The sequence below is a fragment of the Streptomyces pristinaespiralis genome (assembly GCF_001278075.1).
Taxonomy (GTDB): domain Bacteria; phylum Actinomycetota; class Actinomycetes; order Streptomycetales; family Streptomycetaceae; genus Streptomyces; species Streptomyces pristinaespiralis.
On record NZ_CP011340.1, the window covers coordinates 4,745,200 to 4,763,131 of the forward strand.

The window sequence follows — 17,932 nt, forward strand, 5'->3', positions numbered from 1 at the left end:
GCTGGACGCATGATTCGTACTGCCGCACCAGCCGATGTGCCCGTGATCCACGAGATGATCCGGGAGCTCGCCGATTACGAGAAGGCTTTGCACGAGGCGAACGCGACCGAGGAGCAGCTGCGTGAGGCGCTGTTCGGCGAGCGGCCCGCCGCGTACGCGCACATCGCGGAGACGGAGGACGGCGAGGTCGCCGGTTTCGCGCTGTGGTTCCTGAACTTCTCGACGTGGCGCGGTGTGCACGGGATCTACCTGGAGGACCTGTACGTGCGGCCCCGGCTGCGGGGCGGCGGCCACGGGAAGGCGCTGCTGACGGAGCTGGCGCGGATCTGTGTGGAGCGCGGCTACGAGCGTCTGGAGTGGTCGGTGCTGAACTGGAACACCCCGTCGATCGACTTCTACAGGTCGCTGGGGGCGCGGCCGCAGGACGAGTGGACGGTCTACCGGCTGACCGACGGGGCGCTCAAGAGCCTCGGGGCCTGAACCCTCCCTTCTGACAGGCCGGGCCTACGGGCCTACGGGCATGCGGGACTGTGGGCCTTCGGGACTACGGGACCAGGACGACCTTGCCGACGGTGCCGCGTGTCTCGAGGGCGCGGTGTGCTTCGGCGGCGTCCGCCAGGGCGTAGCGCTGGACGGCGGGGCGGAGCCGGCCGGCGGCGGCCTCGGCGAGGGCACGGCTCTCGAGGGCGCGCAGACCGCCGGCCTTCTCCAACATGGCGGGGCCGAGTACGCCCTGTGAGGTGATGCCGCGTTCGGCGAGCTCCTCCTCGGTGAGGGTGAGCGGGCTGTCGGACAGGATGCCCTGGCTGGACCAGCCGAAGACGATGTGCTTGCCGCCCTTCCCGAGGAGGTCCACGGCGGCGCGGCCGGCCTCGCCGCCGACGGAGTCGTAGACGACGGTGGCACGCCGGTCGCCGAGGTGGGCGCGTACGGTGCCGGGCCAGTCGGGCCGCGTGTAGTCGACGGCCAGGTCGGCGCCGTTGTCGCGTACGCGGGCGGTCTTCGCGGGGCCGCCGGCCAGGCCGACGACGGTGGCGCCGGCGTTCTTGGCGTACTGGACGAGCAGGGTGCCGATGCCGCCCGCCGCGGCGGGGACGATCACGATGTCGTCGGGGCCGAGGCCGGTGTACTGGAGGATGCCGAGCGCGGTCCTTCCGGTGCCGATCATGGCGACGGCCGCGACCTCGTCGAGTTCTTCGGGGATCTCGTGGAGCCGGTCCGCGTCGGTGACGGCGAGTTCGGCGTAGCCGCCGGGCGCCATGCCGAGGTGGGCGACGACGCGCTTGCCGAGCAGGTCGGGGTCGGTGCCCTCGCCGACGGACTCGACGACGCCGGCGACTTCGCGGCCGGGGATCGTCGGCAGCTCCACGGCGACGGGGTACGGGCCCCGCGCGCCCTCGCGCAGCGCGGTGTCGAGGAGATGGACACCGGCGGCGGCGACGGCGATCCGTACCTGGCCGGGGCCGGGTACGGGGTCGTCGGCCGTCTCGTACGTCAGGTTCTCGGCGGGGCCGAAGGCGTGCAGGCGGACGGCGTGCATGGTGTGGGCTCCCTTGTGGTGGGGTCGTCGGGCCCACTCTTCAACCTCAAGCGCGCTTGACGTCAAGGTGGTTGCGGGCCGCCCGGTGCGAACCGCCGCGCAGCGCGAGCGAGACCGCCTCCAGCGCGCTGTTGAAGGACACCTCGGAGAGCAGCCCCGGCGCCGCCACCTGGTCGCCGGCCAGGTAGACGCCGTCGCCGCGGTCGATGGCGGGACGGTCGCGCCAGGTGGTGCCGGGCAGGTCGAGTGCGCCGGTGCGGCCGTTCGCGAGCGCTTCGCGCCGCCACACGGTCCGCTCCCGCCAGCCGGGGAACCCGAGGTCGAGGAGGGCCTCGGCATGGGCGGTCCCGTCGGCCTTGGACCGGTCGGGCCCGACGGGGAGCTGGCCCTGCACCAGCTGCTCCCCGGCGGGGGCGAGGGTCGGGTCCTGGGCGGTGAAGCGTTCCAGCCAGCCGGGGGCGTCGAGGTCGGAGACCACGAACGCGTCGCCGCGGCGGGTCCGCAGCGCCAGGTCGACCAGGGTGGTGCGGCCGCTGGTCCAGCGCAGGGTCTCGTCGCCGAGGAGGCGGCGGGCCGCGTCGAGGGTGGTGGCGACGATGACGGGGCCGTGTCCCTCGGGCAGGGCGTCGACGCGTGACGTGGTCTCGATGCGTACGCCCAGGTCCCAGGCGCGGGCGGCCATCCGCTCCACGACCTGCCCCCAGCCGCCGCGCGGATAGTGGGCCTCCGGCGGCAGGGCCGTGGCCCGTCGGAGGCGTTCCTGCACGAACGCGGCGGAGAGCGAGCCGGGGTCGTGGTGGAAGAGCGCGACGCCCATGTAGTGGGCGGCCGCCCGGGCGGCACGCTCGCCCGCGACGGTCGTCGCCCAGGTCAGGAAGTCGGTGTCGACGGGCGCCGAGCCGGCGGGCCGGCGGGCGAGCCTGAGCATTCCGAGGGGCGGGGTCCTGCGCAGCGCGCCGTCGCGGCGGAAGCGGAAGCGGGCGCCTTGGAGGGGAGGCAGCGGCGCGAGGGGGCCGAGGAGGCCGCGCTGCTTCAGCCAGGTCCAGTGGGGGCCGCGGCAGTAGAGGGCATGGGGGCCGTCGTTGGTCCGGTAGGGGCCGTCGCTGGTGCGGGCGCGTCCGCCGAGGGTGTGGTGGGCCTCGTACAGGGACACACGGGCGCCGGACTCGGCGGCGGTGATGGCCGCCGTGAGGCCGGCGAAGCCGCCGCCGATGACGGTGATCTCTTGCATGGCTGTCTCTCCCGGGTCGTTCGGCTCGTCGCTCTCACGGCTGCGACGGACCGGGGGCCGGGGGATGTGACATCGGACGGGCGGAAAGGCGTTGTCAGTGGCGCACGTCACCATGGGGGGATGGCGAAGGCGCGGAGACCGGCAGTGGCGGCGGCGAGGGTGACCGAGGTGCGGCTGCCGCACCTGGAGGAGTTCGGCGGCGGCGCACTGGAGCCGGACGGTGACTACGACGGGGTGCGGTTCGAGGGGCTGGACCTGGGCGGTCAGCAGGGGACGGGGGCGCGTTTCATCGACTGTGCGCTGACGGACTGCGCCTTGGACGGCACGCAGTTGGCGCAGGCCCGTTTCGTGGACTGCGTGCTGGAGGGGGTCCGCGGGGTGGGGGCGGATCTCGCCGGCGCCTCGCTGCGTGACGTGGAGGTGCGGGAGGCACGGCTGGGCGGGGCGCAGCTGCACGGGGCGTCGCTGACGGGGGTGGTGCTGCGCGGCGGCAAGATCGACTACCTGAATCTCCGGGAGGCGCGACTGACGGACGTCGTGTTCGACGGCTGCGTGCTGTCGGAGGCGGATTTCGGGGGCGCGCGGCTGGAGAGGGTGGAGTTCCGGGACTGTGTGCTGCGCCAGGTGGATCTGACCGCGGTGCGGATGAAGGACGTCGATCTCCGGGGTGCGGCGGAGCTCGGCATCGCGCGCGGCGTGGAGCGGCTGGCGGGTGCGGTGATCAGCCCGGGGCAACTGCTGGAGCTGGCCCCGGCGTTCGCGGCGCAGATCGGCGTGAGGGTGGAGTAGTTCGCGGCGCGGATCGGCGTGCGGGCGGAGCAGCCGGGTGGGACGGGGGAGCAGAGGGCCGGGCCGGCTCCCGGTCAGGCCGTGCGGGGGAAGCGCGCCTGGAGGTCCCAGATCACCGGGTTGTCGCCGAGGCCCTCGTGCATGTCGGTGAGGTCGGCGATCAGGTCGTGCAGGAAGTCGCGGGCCTCGCGGCGGAGTTCGGCGTGGTTGAAGGTGATCGGCGGCTCGTCGCCGGGCATCCAGTCGGCCTCGACGTCGACCCATCCGAAGCGGCGCTCGAAGAGCATCCGGTCGCTGGACTCCGTGAAGTCGAGCTCGGCGTACTGCGGCTTCGACGCGCGGCTGCCGAGCGGGTCGCGGTCGAGCTGCTCGACGATGTCGCACAGCGCCCAGGCGAAGTCGAGCACGGGCACCCATCCCCAGGCTGTGGAAACCTCCCGGTCCTTCTCGGTGTCGGCGAGATAGACGTCGCCGCAGAAAAGGTCGTGGCGCAGCGCCTGCACGTCGGCGCGCCGGTAGTCGGTCTGCGGCGGGTCGGGGAAGCGGCGCGAGAGGGAGTAGCCGATGTCGAGCACGTGGTCGATGGTGTCATGCCCGGCGGCGCCTGCTGTACGACCAGGTGACGGCGGTCAGCAGGAAGGGGACGGCGGCGAGCGGTCCGAAGAAGAACGCCCAGACGGTCTCGGCGGTGCCCGACAGGTAGCTCTGGCTCTCCACGGTGAACAGGACCACCAGCTGCCACAGCGCGAAGGCGACCGTCAGGGCGGACGCGGTCCAGGCGAGGGCGGCGAGCGTGCGGGGACGCAGCGGCTGCCACCGGTCGCTGACCAGGAGCAGCGGGAACAGGGCGGCGAGCTCGGAGACGACGGCGAGGCCGACGACGTAGGCGATGCCCCAGCCGGGGATGCCGAAGGCGTCGCGCAGGACCTGGTCGCTGTAGCCGACGTGGACACCGCTCGCCATGGCGATGCGCCACAGACCGGAGGGCAGTGCGCACAGGGCGACGGCGTGCGCGGCACGGCGGGCCCAGCGCGGAGCGGGGGCGACCGCCGGTGCGGTGGCTGTGGGCGGGGCCGGCGGGCGGCAGGATGCGGTCGGTGTGGTCATGACACCAACGATGGCCGTGGCGGGTGCGGGGACGCTTCCTTCTGTGCGGCGGACCGGCTCCGCCGCGCGGCGGAGACGGCCCGGACGCGGGTCGCAGCCGCAACCGGGTGCGGGGCGAGGGGTCGTGTCAGGGGAGGGGCGGGGCAGGCCCCGCGCGGCCTGAGCCGCGGCCGAAGCGTCAGCCACCTCCTGGGCGGCCCCCGCCTCCGCCTCCCGGGCGGGCCCCGCCTCCGCCTTCCGGGCGGCCACCGCCCTCGTCTCCTGGGCGGCCACGGCCTCCGCCTCCTGGGCAGCCACGCCCTCGCCTCCCGGCCGGCCACCGCTTCCTGGGCAGGCACGCCCTCGTCTCCCGGCCGGCCGTCGCCCCGTCGGCCGAGCCGGAGTCCCGCCCGCCCGCCGGCGCCGTCACGGCAGCAGGCGCTGCTCCTTCGCCACCGCCACCGCGCCCGCCCGGGTGTCGACACCGAGCTTGGCGTAGATACGGCCCAGGTGGGTCTTCACGGTCGCCTCGCTGATGAACAGCGCGCGGGCGATCTCGCGGTTGCCGAGGCCGCGTGCCAGCTGGCCGAGGATGTCGCGTTCCCGGTCGGTCAGCGACGGGCCGGCGGCCCCTCGCATACGGTCCATGACCCGGCTCGCCACCGGCGCCGACAGCGCGGTGCGCCCCTGCGCGGCCGCGCGGATCGCCGCGAACAGCTCCTCCGGGCGTTCCGCCTTGAGGAGGTAGCCGGTCGCGCCGGCCTCGATGGCCCGGGTGATGTCGGCGTCCGTGTCGTACGTGGTCAGGACCAGCACATGGGTGCCGGGCGAGGCGATACGGCGGGTGGCCTCGACGCCGTCGATGCCCGCGCCCAGCTGGAGGTCCATCAGGACGACGTCCGGCTTCAGTTTGGCGGCCATCGCGACGGCCTCCTCGCCGCTGCCCGCCTCACCGACGACCTCGATGTCGGGTTCGCTGCCGAGCAGCGCGAGCAGTCCGGCGCGCACGACGGCGTGGTCGTCGCAGAGCAGGATCCGTACGGCTGTCACGGCCGGGCCTCCAACGGGATCGCGGCGGACAGCACGGTGCCCTCGCCGGGTGCGGATTCGACGGTGAGGGTGCCGCCGAGCTGTTCGACACGGGCCCTGATCGCGGGCAGGCCGTGTCCGCGCACGCCGGGGGAGGAGCGGTCGGCGGCGGGGTCGAAGCCGCGTCCGTCGTCCGCGACGTCGAGGACGACCTGGTCGTCCATGAGCGTGAGGGTCAGCGTGGCGGCGGTGGCGCCGGCGTGTTCCCGTACGTTCGCCAGCGCGCCCTGGGCGATACGCAGCAGTGCGGACTCCACCCGGTCGGGCAGTGGCGCCGGCATGCCGTCGAGGTGGAAGCGGACGGGGAGGGCGTCGGTGGACTCCCGGGCGGCGAGCGTGCGGAGCGCCTCCGGCAGGCTTCCGCCCTCGGCCAGGTCCGCCGGGGCCAGGTCGTGGACGAAGCGGCGGGCCTCGGCGAGGCTGCGCTCCGCGATGGACTCGGCGGTGCGGACATGGCCACGGGCGGCGGACGGGTCGCTGGCCCAGGTGCGGTCCGCGGCCTGGAGCAGCATCTGCTGACTGGACAGGCTCTGCGCGAGGGTGTCGTGGATCTCCATGGACAGCCGCTGCCGTTCGGCGAGTGTGCCCTCCCGGCGCTCGGTGGCTGCGAGTTCGCGACGGGTACGGACCAGGTCGTCGATGAGTGCCCGCCGGCGGTCGGCGAGCCGTTCCGCGTGGACGAAGACGGCCGTGGCGACGGCTGCGACGGCGGGCGGCGCGATGACCAGGTTCGGGTCGAAGCCGCCCTGCGCGAGTTGCAGCTGTGCGGCGACGACGAACACCGTGAGCAGGGCGACCAGGGCGATCGCCGCGCGGGTCGGCAGCGCGCGCAGCCCCGTGTAGAGGAGCGGCACCGCGCACCACGCGAAGCTCGGGGCGAGGAGGACGAGGACGACCCAGACGGCCACGACGGTGAACAGCCACATCAGCCGGCGGGGGGTGGCGCGCGGGCCGAACACGGGGCCCACCGTGTAGAGGACGGCGAGGGCCACGGAGAGCCCGATGATCCACGGGGACCGGAACTCCCAGGGGTGGCGGAGCAGGTAGCGGGCGAGCGAGGCGCCGAGCAGCAGGAAGAACGCCGCGTGCATCACACCGGCCAGCCATCGGGCGTCGGGATCCTGCTCGCGGTGCTGTTCGCCGTGCTGCTCGCCTGTGTGCTCGCCGGGCCGGCCGTCGTTCTGCCCGCCGGTCCGACTGTCCCTCCGCCCGCCCGGGAGCCCGCCGCGCTGCTCGCCCGCGAGCGCGTCGCCGTGCCGGTCCCGCGCCCGGGGACGGGCCCATGGCCGCTCCCGGGGTCGCGCCCGCTTTGGGGCTCCGCCCCGCCCCTGCTCCTCGTCCACCGTCGTCTCCTCGACCGCCCGGGCCTCCGACCTGGGCCTGCTTCTTCATGGTGGCCCGGCGGACCCATGGGGGCATCAACCGATCGGCTGACACGCCCGTCGTCCATCATGCGCGCCACAGGCAGCCGGAGCGTGGACCGTGCCGGGCCCTCCACGGCCACAGGATCGATGGAGGAACGAGAGCCACGGCGGAACAGCCGCCCTCATGAAGGAGCCACCCGGATGAAGAAGACCCTGATCGGTGCCGCCACCGCAGCCGTTGTCGCCGCCGGCACGTTCGGTGCCGTCGCGGCGAACGCCTCCGCCCCGGCCGCGGAGACCAAGGCGGCCGTCACCGCCGACGTCTCGTCCCGCAGCCTGCAGCAGTCCACGCACCTGACGATCGACGCGGCCACCAGGGCCGCGCAGGCCGCTCTCGACGCCGCGGAGCAGGAGAACCAGCGCGTCACGGTCGCCGTCGTCGACCGGAACGGCAACACGATCGTCACCCTGCGCGGCGACGGCGCGGGCCCGCAGTCGTACGAGTCGGCACAGAAGAAGGCGTACACCGCGGTCTCCTGGAACGCGGCCACCTCCGAGCTGGTCAAGCGGCTGGAGCAGGCCCCGAACCTGAAGGACATCCCGGGGACCCTGTTCCTCGGCGGCGGGGTGCCGGTGCAGGCCAAGGGCGCTCCGGTCGCCGGCATCGGTGTGGCGGGCGCGCCGAGCGGCGAGCTCGACGAGAAGTTCGCCCAGGCGGGCGCCGCCGCGCTCGGCCGCTGACCGGGCGGGTCCGGCCCGGCCCCTGCCCCGGCGCTCGGCCGCTGACCCGGCGGGCTCGGCCCCTGCCCCGACGGGTCCGGCCAGCCCCTGACCCGGCGGGCGAAGGCAGCGGCGGCGGGGCGGACCTGGACGGGACCCGCCCCGCGGTGCCCGCCTGCTTAGGATCTCGGGGTGGACCCGCACGTCTCCCGCCGCCCCGCCCTTCTGCGTACCGCCCTCGCCCTGTTGCTGGTCGCGGCCGCCGCGACGGGCTGCGCCGGTGGCGGCGTGCGGGGAACGCCGGGCGCCGCGGGGCTGCGTGACCCGTACTTCCCCCGGCTCGGCAACGGCGGCTACGACGTCCGGCACTACGGACTCGACCTCCGCTACGACCCCCGCTCCGGCCGCCTCCACGGCACCGCGGAGCTCACGGCGCGCGCCACCCAGGATCTGAGCGCCTTCCACCTCGACCTGCGCGGGATGACGGTAAAGAGCGTGACGGTCGACGGCGCGGAGGCCGCCGCCAACCGGGCCGGTACGGAACTGACGGTGCGTCCGCGCCGGGACATCGGCAAGGGCGCCGAGTTCCGTGCCGTCGTCCGGTACGCCGGGGTCCCGCAGACGGTCACGGACGCCGACAGCTCCGAGGAGGGCTGGCTGCGCGCGCCGGGCGGCGACGCGCTCGGGGTCGGCGAACCCGTCGGTTCCATGGCGTGGTTCCCCGGCAACCACCACCCGGCGGACAAGGCCGCGTACGACATCACGGTCACCGTCCCCGACGGCTACGAGGCGGTGTCCAACGGCGAGCCGGCGGGCCGGCGCACCAAGGGCGGCCGGACGGCCTTCACTTGGCGTTCCGAGGAGCCGATGGCGAGCTACCTGGCCCTGCTGGCGATCGGCGACTTCCGTGTGGCGACCACGCGCACGGCTGCCGGGCTGCCCGTCGTGACGGCCGTGGATCCGGCGGCGGCGGAGAGGAGTTCGGCGCTGCTGCGCAGGATCCCGCGGATCGTCGAGTGGGGGACGGAGAAGTTCGGGCCGTACCCGTTCTCGTCGGCGGGCGCGGTCGTCGTGCCCGCCGGGGAGGTCGAATACGCGCTGGAGACGCAGACGAGGCCGGTCTTCCCGCTCGACCGGTTCGACGAGGAGACCGTCGTCCACGAGCTGGCCCACCAGTGGTTCGGCAACTCGGTGACGCCCGCGACCTGGCGGGACATCTGGCTGAGCGAGAGCTTCGCCACCTACGCCGAGTGGATGTGGCTGGCGGAGGCCGGGACCACGCCTGTGCGGGTGAGCTTCGAGGAGGCCTTCGCGGACGAGGAGAACTGGGCCTTCGCCCCGGCCGTGCCCCCGCGCGCCGAGGACATCTTGGCGGCGCCGGTCTACGGGCGGGGAGCGATGGTGCTGCACAAGCTCCGTGAGGCCGTCGGCGACGACGTGTTCTTCCGGATCGTGCGCGGCTGGACGCGGACGCACCGTCACGCCAACGCGTCCACCGCAGACTTCACGGCCTATGCGGAGGCGAGGTCGGGCAAGGACCTGACGGATCTGTGGAAGGTGTGGCTCTACGGGGACGGGAAACCCGAGGAGCCCTGAGCGCGACAGGACCCCGGCGCGCGGCCGGGGCCCTGTCGAACGCAGCGTCAGGAGGACGGGACGTCGCCACGTCCTGACGTCAGGACGTCGGGTCAGAGGTTGACGCCGAAGTCGCGGGCGATGCCCTCGAGGCCGGAGGCGTAGCCCTGGCCGACCGCGCGGAACTTCCACTCCGCGCCGTTGCGGTAGAGCTCGCCGAAGACCATGGCGGTCTCGACGGCGGCGTCCTCGCTCAGGTCGTAGCGGGCGATCTCGGCGCCGCCGGCCTGGTTGATGATGCGGATGTAGGCGTTGCGCACCTGGCCGAAGTTCTGGCTGCGGGAGACGGCGTCGTAGATCGAGACGGGGAAGACGATCTTGTCGACGTCGGCGGGCAGGCCCGCGAGGTTGACGTTGATCTGCTCGTCGTCGCCGCCGCCCTCGCCGGTGCGGTTGTCGCCGGTGTGGACGATGGTCTGGTCCGGCGTCGCCTTGTTGTTGAAGAAGACGAAGTGGGCGTCGGAGGCGACCTTGCCCGCGTTGTTCACGCCGATCGCGGACGCGTCGAGGTCGAAGTCCGTGCCGGTGGTGGTGCGGACGTCCCAGCCGAGGCCGACCGTGACGGCGGTCAGGCCCGGGGCCTCCTTGGTGAGCGAGACGTTGCCGCCCTTGGACAGGCTTACTGCCATTGGGAAGTCCCCTTCATTTCGAATCTGCGGGCTACGGGTCCTCCCGAAGCTACCGTCACAGGTCATAACGCGGGCAGGGGACCGTCAGGTTCCATCCTCGGTCCGGTTCCTTGTCACCGGGCAGAGCGGACATGCGGCTCCCATCGCCGCGGGTCCCGCGTCGCGAGGACGGAAAAGAGGGTGACGGGCGGGTGGGGGCGCGGGACCATGGACGACATGTCCGGGCCCTACATCATCCGCGGCTCCGTCTCCCTGCCGGAGGCCGAGCTCATGTGGCGTTTCTCGCGGTCCTCGGGGCCCGGTGGCCAGCACGTCAACACCAGCGACTCGCAGGTGGAGCTCCGCTTCGATCTCGCGAGGACGGAGGCGCTGCCGCCGGTCTGGAAGGACCGTGCGCTGGAGCGGCTCGCGGGCCGGATGGTGGGCGGTGTGATCGCCGTACGCGCTTCGGAGCACCGCTCACAGTGGCGGAACCGCGAGACCGCGGCGGTACGGCTGGCGTCCCTGCTGGCCGAGGCGACCGCCCCGCCGCCGAGGGCCCGCCGGGCGACGAAGATCCCGCGCGGCATCAACGAGCGCCGGCTCCGGGAGAAGAAGCAGCGCGCGGAGACCAAGCGGGGCCGCTCCGGCCGCGACTGGTAGCGACCGGCCCGGCGACCCTCACACCGGCCCGGCGACCTTCACCGTCCCGGACGCGACCCGCGCACACCGCCCCGGGCACCGTGCCGCGCACCTCGGCGTGCTCACCCGAGGTGCCGGTAGCGCCCGCGGAAGTACGTCAGGGGCCCGGCGACCATGTCGGACAGGCCCACCTTCAGGACATGACCGATCACCAGCGTGTGATCACCGGCCTCGACCCGCTGCTCCGTACGGCACTCGAGGGTCGCGAGGGCGTCCTTCACCAGAGGCGCCCCGCAGATCTCGCCGCGTTCGTGGGGCAGGTCGTCGAAGAGCAGGCGGTCGCTGAGCCGCCCCTTCATGGCGAAGCGCCCGGCGATCTGCCGCTGGCCCTCGGTGAGGACGGAGACGCCCCACAGCGGCTGTTCCGAGAGCAGGTCGTCCATGCGGGAGCCGTTGCGCAGGCTGACGAGCACCAGCGGCGGGTCGAGCGAGACGGACATGAACGCCGTCGCCGTCATGCCGACGTCCTCGCCGCGTGGCCCGTGGTCGGCGTCGTGCGCGCTCACCAGCACCACGCCGGCGGCCAGGCGGGACATGGCGGCACGGAATTCCTCGTTGCTCACCCCCTCAGGATGGGGGATGGCGGAAGTGGCCGGAGCGGGGGTCGTCTGCAACACACACGCAACGCTAGTGTCGTGCGTTCCGCCGCCGCATCGGGCCGGGGGACCAGCCGGGTCCTAGGACCACAGGCCGACCACCATGAGTAACCATGGGTACGCGTCAGTGGTTCTGTGTTCAATAATTGACTTCAAGAAAGCTACGGTGTGCCCGGCCGACCAGCATCTGACCCTTCATCACCTGATGTGACTTGAGTCACAGAGACCAGTATTTGTTGACCCTGTGTACCGGGCGGGCTGCTCGCTGTGATTCAGTGGCCGGGATACCGCTACAACTACGCCAATCAGACGCCCTGGAGTTTGCTGTCGAGGTCTCGGGGAGAGCGAGCGATGGAGACCGAGTCGGAGCCCTATGTCCGTCTTGCGACCCTGCGGCAGCTGCACAAGGTCGTCACGGACCTCAACACGGCCCGCAGCCTGGCCGACACCCTGCAGACCGTCGCCGACGGGATCGTCGCCGGCCTGGGTTACGAACTGGCCTGCGTCAACCTGGTGCGCCCCGACGGTGACCTCGTCGTCGCCGCCTTCGCCGGCAGCGCCGCGGCCGAGGCCCTGATCACCGGCCGGGTCGGCTCGCGTACGTCCTGGGACCGCCGTCTCTCCATGGGTGAAGCCTGGGGCGAACTGCGCTTCATCCCCCACACCGAGGGCTGGGTCCTCATAGAGGACGACGTGCCCCAGTGGCACACCGACGGCCCCGAGCCCCGCTTCGAGGACGAGTGGCACCCGCAGGACCGCCTCTACGCCCCGATGTACGCGTCGGGCGGCGGGCGCGAACTGCTCGGCGTGATCTCCGTGGACCGCCCGCGCAACGGCCGCCGTCCCGGTCCCTGGGGCCAGGAGGCGCTGCAGATGTACGCCTCCCAGGCCGCGATCGCCATCAGCAACGCACGACTTCGGGCCAATATGCAGCGCGCCCTGGTCCGCCTCGAGCGGGAGCAGCAGGCACTGCGCGCGAGCGAGGAATCCTTCCGGCAGGCGTTCGAGTACGCGCCCAGCGGCATGGCCATCGCCGAGATGGGCGGCGACCAGCACGGCCGTCTGCTGCGCACCAACGATGCCCTGTGCCGGCTGCTGGGCCGCCCCGCCTCCGCGATGCGCCGCTACTCCTTCGCCGACCTCGTCCATCCCGAGGACGTCGGCACCCTGCTGCGCACCTCCGCGGAGGGCGGTCGCGCCGAGATCAGACTGGGCCGCAGGGACGGCAGCTACGTATGGGTGTCGCTGCGGAACTCGGTCGTCGCGGACACCGCCGACGGCCCCCGTTTCCTCCTCACCCATGTCGAGGACATCGAGGACCGCAAGCGTCACGAACTCCAGCTCGCACCGCGCCTCGCACGACGCGCTCACCGGCCTGCCCAACAGCGCGGAACTGCGCGCCCGGCTCAGCTCGCGCCTGTGCGAGCGGCCGCACGCGGCCTACGCGACCGACATCGAGGCGCTCGACGCCGCGTACGAGACCGACCGCGGTTTCCGCAGTGACGGCTTCGACTTCGACACGATCGGTGGCCGGCCCTACGACCACCACGTCCACACCGTCGCGCCCGACAGCGAGATCGACGACGGCGCCAAGGGGCTCGCGGTCCTCTTCTGCGACCTGGACGGCTTCAAGTCGATCAACGACCGCTTCGGGCACCAGACCGGTGACGCCGTTCTCGTCGAGGTCGCGCGCCGGCTCACCACCGGCGTGCGGGACGGTGACACGGTCGCCAGGCTGGGCGGCGACGAGTTCGTCGTCCTCGCCGACGGCCTCGGCGCGGCGGACGCCGCCGACCTTGCCGTACGGCTGCGGAACGCGATCATCCTCCCCATCCGGGTGGGGGGCCGCGGAGTGCGGGTGGGCGCCAGTTTCGGCATCGGCTGGGCGAGCTGCGGGATGTCCGTCGAGGAGGTCCTGCAATCCGCCGACCAGCGGATGTACATCGAGAAGCGGTCGCGTTCGAAGGTCCACAGAAGGGCCGGCTGAGGCACAGTCGGGACCGGGTGACCTATCACACCCGACCGCGCCCGGCCTGGTGACCGGCCGCGGTCCCACCCGATGAGGCCCACGACACCCGATGGGGTGAGTGGAACCGGGTAGGCTCGCCTCGCGTCAGCGTTGTGCTGACGAGATGGTGAGGAGTGACTGGGATGACGGCCGGGAACAACGGCGCGAGCACGCCCGAGGACGACGACCCGTTCGGCTACCTGTACGCCGACGGGCAGCAGGCGGGTGCCACGCCGCCGCGCCAGGGCGGCTACGGCTACCCCGGTCCGGCCGCGCAGCCCGGGGTCCCCCGCACCTCGTACAACCAGGTCCGGACGGTCGGCGAGCGACAGTACGGCCAGCAGGTCCCGCACCAGCAGGCGTACGGGCAGCAGCCCGGCTACGGCCAGCAGCCGACGGCCGCCTACGCCGCGCCGGAGACCTACCCCGGGGCTTCCGCCCAGACACGCCAGGTCCCGGCCCAGACCGGTCACGGCCAGGGCGGTCACGGCGGCGGGCGCGGCGGTGGCCCCAACACCAAGGGCCTGCTGATCGGGGCGATCGCGGTCGTCGCGGTCGTGGTGATCGGCATCGCCGCGGCGCTGCTGACCAGCAACGGCGACAAGGACGACACGGCCGGCAAGGGCGGCGGGGGCAGCACCCCGTCCGCGGGCGGGACCGTCGAGGAGAAGCCGTCGCCGACCGAGAAGGAACCGGAGCCCGTCGAGCTGCCCAAGCAGGACGCGGCGACGCTGACGCTGGGTCCGCCGGCGGCGCTCGCCAAGGACGTGCCGGGCGCGAAGGGCGCGGACGGCGCGTACGTGATGTTCAACGGCGTCGGCGGTTCGGCCGGCTGGTCGGTGGACGTCCCGGAGGCCGGTGCCTACACGATGTACATCACGTACAGCGTGCCCGGCAAGGACGCCAAGACATCCCTGACGATCAACGGCGGGCAGCCCCGCGAGCTCAACATGTCGAACTTCGCGAAGGCCGCGGAGGGTGACTGGGCGAAGGGCTGGACCAACACCTACGCCTTCGTGAACCTCGAGAAGGGCAAGAACGACCTCAAGATCTCCTGCGAGCAGGGGAACCAGTGCGAGGCGTATCTCGACCAGGTCTGGCTGGAGGCCGGCCAGAGCAACAGCTGACCGGCGCGGCACCGGCCGTGGTCCGGCAGCCCCGTACGCGTCACCCGTCACCGTCCCGGCCGCGCCCCGCGCGAGCCGGGACGAGGCGTCTCGAGCCGGGGTCCGGCCCGCGACCGGTCACTTCCCGGGTGCCGCCGGGGCGTGCTCGACGACGGTGATCCGCGGCAGCAGCTCCTCGTACGCGGCCGCGTCGAACTCGCCCGCGGCCGGGGCCAGCACGGTCGCCGTGGAGAGGGCCACCGCACGGGACAGGCGCTGCGGCCAGGGAAGACCCAGGACCAGTCCGGAGAGCAGGCCGGCGACCGCCGAGTCGCCCGCGCCCGTCGGATTGCCCTTCACCGGCTCCGGAGGGGTGGCCTGCCAGGTGCCGTCCGGGGTGGCGGCGAGCAGACCCTCAGGGCCGAGCGAGGCGACCACGGTGTGCGCGCCCCGGCGGCGGGCGTCACGGGTGGCGCGGAGCGGCTCCCGGGATCCGGTGAGCTGCGCGAGCTCGTCGGCGTTGGGCTTGACGAGATCCGGCCGGGCGGCGATGCCTCGGCGCAGCGGTTCGCCGCTGGTGTCGAGGAGCACGGGCACCTCAGCGGCACGCGCCCGGCGCACCAGCTCGGCGTAGGCGCCGACATGGATGCCCGGCGGCAGGCTGCCGCAGAGCGCGACCGCCTCGGCCTCGCGCAGGAGGGAGTCGTACGAGGAGAGGAAGGCGGCCCACTCCTCGGGCAGGACCGTGGGTCCCGGCTCGTTCAGCTGCGTGGTGTCGCCGCTGGTGCCGTCGGTGACGGCGATGGTGCGGCGGGTGGTGCCGGCGATCCCGACGAGCGCGTCGTGCGGTGCGAGCGGTGCCAGCATCCCGCGCAGGACGGCGCCGGTGGCCCCGCCGGCGAAGCCGGTGACGACGCTCTCGTGGCCGAGGGCGGCGAGCACGCGGGCGACGTTGATGCCCTTGCCGCCGGGGCGCTCCACGACCTCGCCGACCCGGTGGGTGGCGTGCGGGGTGAGGGCGGCGACCCGGTAGGTGATGTCGAGGGCGGCGTTGAGCGTGACCGTAAGGATCACTCGTGGACACCCCCGAAGAACGCGATTGCCGTGCTCGTACGGGTTCTGATCATGCCAAACGGAAGGCGGTTGGCCCAAGACCCGGTGTCCGACCGCCTTCCGCGAGGTGCCGCGTCGTCAGCCCGTTCCGGGGTGGACGATCCACTCGCCGCGACGCATCACGCCCTTGAGGGCGAAGTCGGCGTCGAGGACCACCAGGTCCGCGTCCTTGCCGGGATCGAGCGAGCCGACCCTGTCGTACGCGCCGAGCAGCTTCGCCGGGTTGGCGGAGATCGCCGCGACGACGTCCTCCACCGGGATGCGGTCGACGGTGACGGCCCGCTTGAAGGCGGTGTCCAGGGTGAGCGTGGAGCCCGCGATCGAGTGGCCCTCCACGAGCCGCGCCACGCCGTCCTTGACCTCGACCTCGAGGGGTCCCAGCTGGTAGCGGCCGTCGCCGAAGCCGGCGGCGTCCATGGCGTCCGTGATGAAGGCGACCCGGCCGGCGCCGGCGCTGCGGAAGGCCAGCTCGAGCGCTGCGGGATGGAGATGGGTGCCGTCGTTGATCAGCTCGACGGTGATCCGCTCGTCCTCGAGCAGTGCCGCGATCGGGCCGGGTGCCCGGTGGCCGAGCGCGGGCATCGCGTTGAACAGGTGCGTGGCGACGGTGGCGCCGGCCTCGATGGCCTCGCGGGTCTGCTCGTAGGTCGCGTCGGTGTGGCCGATCGCGGCGATCACGCCGTGCTCGGCGAGCAGCCGTACGGAGTCGATGCCCCCGGGCAGTTCGGTGGCGAGGGTGACCATCTTCGCGGTGCCGCGGGCGGCGTCGATCAGCTTGCGGACCTCGGCCGGGTCGGGGTCGCGCAGCAGTTCCTCGCTGTGGGCGCCCTTGCGGCACGGGGAGATGAACGGCCCCTCGAAGTGGATGCCCGCGAGGTCGCCCTGCTCGACCAGTTCGGACAGGAAGCCGGCCCGGTGGGCGAGGAAGTCCATGTCGCCGGTGACGGTGGAGGCGACCAGGGTGGTGGTGCCGTGCCGCCGGTGGGTCATCACACCGCGCAGGACGTCCTCCGCGGTGCCGGAGGTGAAGGAGGCCCCGCCGCCGCCGTGGTTGTGGATGTCGACGAAGCCGGGGACCACCCAGTGACCGGACAGGTCGTGGACGTGTGCCTGTGCGTCGGAGGCGTCCGTGACGATCTTCGTGCCCTCGACGGCGACGCGTCCGTCGTCGACGGTCCCGGTCGGCAGCACCACCCGGGCACCGGCCAGGACAGTGCGCGGCGGACGGTGCGGGCTCCTGGCGTGAACCGTGCTCGTGGCGCGAGCGGCGCTGGCGGCCATCAGGCGGTTACCTCCGTGGCGAGTAGATCCCAGGCGAGCAGCCCTGCGCCCAGGCATCCGGCGGTGTCCCCGAGGGCCGCCGGGACGATCGTGGGCAGCTTCTGGAACGTGACGCGTTCCTCTACCGCCGCCCGAAGGGGTGAGAACAAGGTTTCCCCGGCCTCGGCGAGACCGCCACCGATGATCAGCGTGCGGGGGTCCAGCAGGGTGAGCGCGGTGACGAGGCCGTCGGCGAGTGCGTCGACCGCCTCCTGCCACACCTTGGTCGCCGCTTTGTCGCCCGCTTCGACGGCTCTGGCGCAGTCGGCCGCGTCGGCGGTGGGATCGCCGGCGGCGGCGGCCCAGGCCCGGGTGACCGCCGCGGCGGAGGCCAGCGTCTCCAGACAGCCGCGCTGCCCGCATCCGCAGGCGGGACCGCCGGGCCGTACGACGATGTGGCCGATCTCGCCGGCGCAGCCGTGGGCGCCCGCCTCGATGGCGCCGGCGATGCCGATGGCGCCCGCGATGCCGGTGCCGAGCGGTACGAACAGGAACCGGTCGGTGCCCCGGCCGGCGCCGATGCGGCCCTCGGCGAGGCCGCCGGTGCGGACGTCGTGCCCGAGCGCCACCGGGACACCGTCGAGCCTGCGGCTCAGCAGTTCCCGCATGGGGACGTCGCGCCAGCCGAGGTTGGCGGCGTAGACGGCGATGCCGTGCTCGGCGTCGACGATGCCGGGCACGGCGACGCCGGCGGCCTCCGCTGCCTGGCCGAAGTGCTCCTGGCCGTGCGCGCGGAGATCGGCGGCGAAGCCGAGGATCGACTCCACGACCGCGTCGGGCCCGCGCTCGCGCCCGGTGGGCCGCCGTGCCTCGTGCAGGAGCGTGCCGTCCGCCCCGACCAGGGCAGCCTTCATACCGGTGCCGCCCACATCGAGGGCGATGACGTGTCTCACGGGAACAGTCTGGCGCGTCCGACGGCTAAAGGTCTAGTCCACTCGCCGAGATTGTTGCCACGCCATACAAACCGGACGGGGCGTTTCCCGGGCGCGCCACGGGCGCTCCCCGCGCGCCGCGTACCCCGCGCG

At 73.2% G+C, this 17,932-nt stretch carries 17 protein-coding genes and 1 pseudogene; 7 read left to right on the plus strand and 11 right to left on the minus strand.

Annotation, left to right across the window (positions count from 1 at the left end; all coding sequences use genetic code 11):
* The first annotated feature begins 9 nt into the window (after window positions 1-9).
* Window positions 10-480, plus strand: coding sequence for a GNAT family N-acetyltransferase (locus SPRI_RS20215; protein ID WP_005315672.1), 471 nt, complete (start codon window positions 10-12; stop codon window positions 478-480).
* A 64-nt stretch (window positions 481-544) separates the two neighbouring features.
* Here SPRI_RS20215 and SPRI_RS20220 read toward each other — a convergent pair whose 3' ends face one another.
* The gene (locus SPRI_RS20220; RefSeq protein ID WP_053557148.1) at window positions 545-1,540 is read right to left on the minus strand and encodes a zinc-binding dehydrogenase; all 996 of its coding nucleotides are present in this window, start codon (window positions 1,538-1,540) and stop codon (window positions 545-547) included.
* Between the two features lie 46 nt (window positions 1,541-1,586).
* Window positions 1,587-2,771, minus strand: coding sequence for an NAD(P)-binding protein (locus SPRI_RS20225; RefSeq protein WP_053557149.1), 1,185 nt, complete (start codon window positions 2,769-2,771; stop codon window positions 1,587-1,589).
* A 120-nt stretch (window positions 2,772-2,891) separates the two neighbouring features.
* Here SPRI_RS20225 and SPRI_RS20230 point away from each other — a divergent pair, with 120 nt between their 5' ends.
* Window positions 2,892-3,560, plus strand: a complete 669-nt coding sequence (locus SPRI_RS20230; RefSeq protein WP_182327685.1) for a pentapeptide repeat-containing protein — start codon at window positions 2,892-2,894, stop codon at window positions 3,558-3,560.
* 74 nt (window positions 3,561-3,634) lie between these two features.
* Here the strand turns inward: SPRI_RS20230 and SPRI_RS20235 are convergent, their stop codons facing one another.
* The 4 genes from SPRI_RS20235 to SPRI_RS20250 form a co-directional block, all read right to left on the minus strand.
* Complete coding sequence (locus tag SPRI_RS20235; protein WP_005315692.1) at window positions 3,635-4,135, minus strand: hypothetical protein; 501 nt, start codon at window positions 4,133-4,135, stop codon at window positions 3,635-3,637.
* A gap of 13 nt (window positions 4,136-4,148) precedes the next feature.
* Window positions 4,149-4,667, minus strand: coding sequence for a hypothetical protein (locus SPRI_RS20240; RefSeq protein WP_005315695.1), 519 nt, complete (start codon window positions 4,665-4,667; stop codon window positions 4,149-4,151).
* Window positions 4,668-5,072: 405 nt separating this feature from the next.
* The gene (locus SPRI_RS20245) at window positions 5,073-5,696 is read right to left on the minus strand and encodes a response regulator (RefSeq protein WP_005315697.1); all 624 of its coding nucleotides are present in this window, start codon (window positions 5,694-5,696) and stop codon (window positions 5,073-5,075) included.
* Complete coding sequence (locus SPRI_RS20250; protein ID WP_053557762.1) at window positions 5,693-6,826, minus strand: sensor histidine kinase; 1,134 nt, start codon at window positions 6,824-6,826, stop codon at window positions 5,693-5,695. Before SPRI_RS20250 ends, SPRI_RS20245 begins: the two co-directional genes overlap by 4 nt.
* A gap of 474 nt (window positions 6,827-7,300) precedes the next feature.
* Between SPRI_RS20250 and SPRI_RS20255 the strand changes: the two genes are divergently transcribed.
* Together SPRI_RS20255 and SPRI_RS20260 are read left to right on the plus strand one after the other, a co-directional pair.
* The gene (locus tag SPRI_RS20255; protein WP_005315700.1) at window positions 7,301-7,840 is read left to right on the plus strand and encodes a GlcG/HbpS family heme-binding protein; all 540 of its coding nucleotides are present in this window, start codon (window positions 7,301-7,303) and stop codon (window positions 7,838-7,840) included.
* 171 nt (window positions 7,841-8,011) lie between these two features.
* Window positions 8,012-9,415: a M1 family metallopeptidase gene (locus SPRI_RS20260; protein WP_053557150.1), complete on the plus strand. Its 1,404-nt coding sequence runs from the start codon at window positions 8,012-8,014 to the stop codon at window positions 9,413-9,415.
* Between the two features lie 92 nt (window positions 9,416-9,507).
* On the opposite strand, the gene SPRI_RS20265 is transcribed toward SPRI_RS20260, so the two are convergent.
* A complete protein-coding gene (locus SPRI_RS20265; protein ID WP_005315705.1) occupies window positions 9,508-10,083 on the minus strand; it encodes a TerD family protein in 576 nt (191 codons plus the stop codon).
* 207 nt (window positions 10,084-10,290) lie between these two features.
* Between SPRI_RS20265 and arfB the strand changes: the two genes are divergently transcribed.
* On the plus strand, window positions 10,291-10,725 hold the full coding sequence (gene arfB / locus SPRI_RS20270) for an alternative ribosome rescue aminoacyl-tRNA hydrolase ArfB (protein WP_005315706.1): 435 nt from the start codon (window positions 10,291-10,293) through the stop codon (window positions 10,723-10,725).
* A gap of 101 nt (window positions 10,726-10,826) precedes the next feature.
* Here arfB and SPRI_RS20275 read toward each other — a convergent pair whose 3' ends face one another.
* On the minus strand, window positions 10,827-11,327 hold the full coding sequence (locus SPRI_RS20275; RefSeq protein ID WP_037774338.1) for a flavin reductase family protein: 501 nt from the start codon (window positions 11,325-11,327) through the stop codon (window positions 10,827-10,829).
* Window positions 11,328-11,711: 384 nt separating this feature from the next.
* On the opposite strand from SPRI_RS20275, the pseudogene cdgB reads away from it, so the two are divergent.
* Together cdgB and SPRI_RS20285 are read left to right on the plus strand one after the other, a co-directional pair.
* A pseudogene (gene cdgB, locus SPRI_RS20280) lies at window positions 11,712-13,347 on the plus strand (diguanylate cyclase CdgB).
* A gap of 164 nt (window positions 13,348-13,511) precedes the next feature.
* On the plus strand, window positions 13,512-14,495 hold the full coding sequence (locus SPRI_RS20285) for a carbohydrate-binding protein (protein ID WP_037774340.1): 984 nt from the start codon (window positions 13,512-13,514) through the stop codon (window positions 14,493-14,495).
* A 117-nt stretch (window positions 14,496-14,612) separates the two neighbouring features.
* On the opposite strand, the gene SPRI_RS20290 is transcribed toward SPRI_RS20285, so the two are convergent.
* The 3 genes from SPRI_RS20290 to SPRI_RS20300 all read right to left on the minus strand — a co-directional run bounded on the left by SPRI_RS20290 (window position 14,613) and on the right by SPRI_RS20300 (window position 17,800).
* Window positions 14,613-15,548, minus strand: a complete 936-nt coding sequence (locus SPRI_RS20290) for a 1-phosphofructokinase family hexose kinase (protein WP_005315712.1) — start codon at window positions 15,546-15,548, stop codon at window positions 14,613-14,615.
* A 117-nt stretch (window positions 15,549-15,665) separates the two neighbouring features.
* Window positions 15,666-16,868 (minus strand): N-acetylglucosamine-6-phosphate deacetylase, encoded by a 1,203-nt coding sequence (gene nagA, locus SPRI_RS20295; protein ID WP_005315714.1) that lies wholly within the window; start codon window positions 16,866-16,868, stop codon window positions 15,666-15,668.
* On the minus strand, window positions 16,868-17,800 hold the full coding sequence (locus tag SPRI_RS20300) for an ROK family protein (protein ID WP_053557151.1): 933 nt from the start codon (window positions 17,798-17,800) through the stop codon (window positions 16,868-16,870). The genes nagA and SPRI_RS20300 overlap by 1 nt, the downstream gene beginning before the upstream one ends.
* Window positions 17,801-17,932: the final 132 nt, after the last annotated feature.

What these genes read in the sequence shown, in the direction of transcription:
- SPRI_RS20215 (WP_005315672.1), top strand. Translation starts at nt 10, where the DNA reads ATGATTCGTACTGCCGCACCAGCCGATGTGCCCGTGATCCACGAGATG.
- SPRI_RS20220 (WP_053557148.1), bottom strand. Translation starts at nt 1,540, where the DNA reads ATGCACGCCGTCCGCCTGCACGCCTTCGGCCCCGCCGAGAACCTGACG.
- SPRI_RS20225 (WP_053557149.1), bottom strand. Translation starts at nt 2,771, where the DNA reads ATGCAAGAGATCACCGTCATCGGCGGCGGCTTCGCCGGCCTCACGGCG.
- SPRI_RS20230 (WP_182327685.1), top strand. Translation starts at nt 2,892, where the DNA reads ATGGCGAAGGCGCGGAGACCGGCAGTGGCGGCGGCGAGGGTGACCGAG.
- SPRI_RS20240 (WP_005315695.1), bottom strand. Translation starts at nt 4,667, where the DNA reads ATGACCACACCGACCGCATCCTGCCGCCCGCCGGCCCCGCCCACAGCC.
- SPRI_RS20250 (WP_053557762.1), bottom strand. Translation starts at nt 6,826, where the DNA reads ATGCACGCGGCGTTCTTCCTGCTGCTCGGCGCCTCGCTCGCCCGCTAC.
- SPRI_RS20255 (WP_005315700.1), top strand. Translation starts at nt 7,301, where the DNA reads ATGAAGAAGACCCTGATCGGTGCCGCCACCGCAGCCGTTGTCGCCGCC.
- SPRI_RS20265 (WP_005315705.1), bottom strand. Translation starts at nt 10,083, where the DNA reads ATGGCAGTAAGCCTGTCCAAGGGCGGCAACGTCTCGCTCACCAAGGAG.
- arfB (WP_005315706.1), top strand. Translation starts at nt 10,291, where the DNA reads ATGGACGACATGTCCGGGCCCTACATCATCCGCGGCTCCGTCTCCCTG.
- SPRI_RS20285 (WP_037774340.1), top strand. Translation starts at nt 13,512, where the DNA reads ATGACGGCCGGGAACAACGGCGCGAGCACGCCCGAGGACGACGACCCG.
- nagA (WP_005315714.1), bottom strand. Translation starts at nt 16,868, where the DNA reads ATGGCCGCCAGCGCCGCTCGCGCCACGAGCACGGTTCACGCCAGGAGC.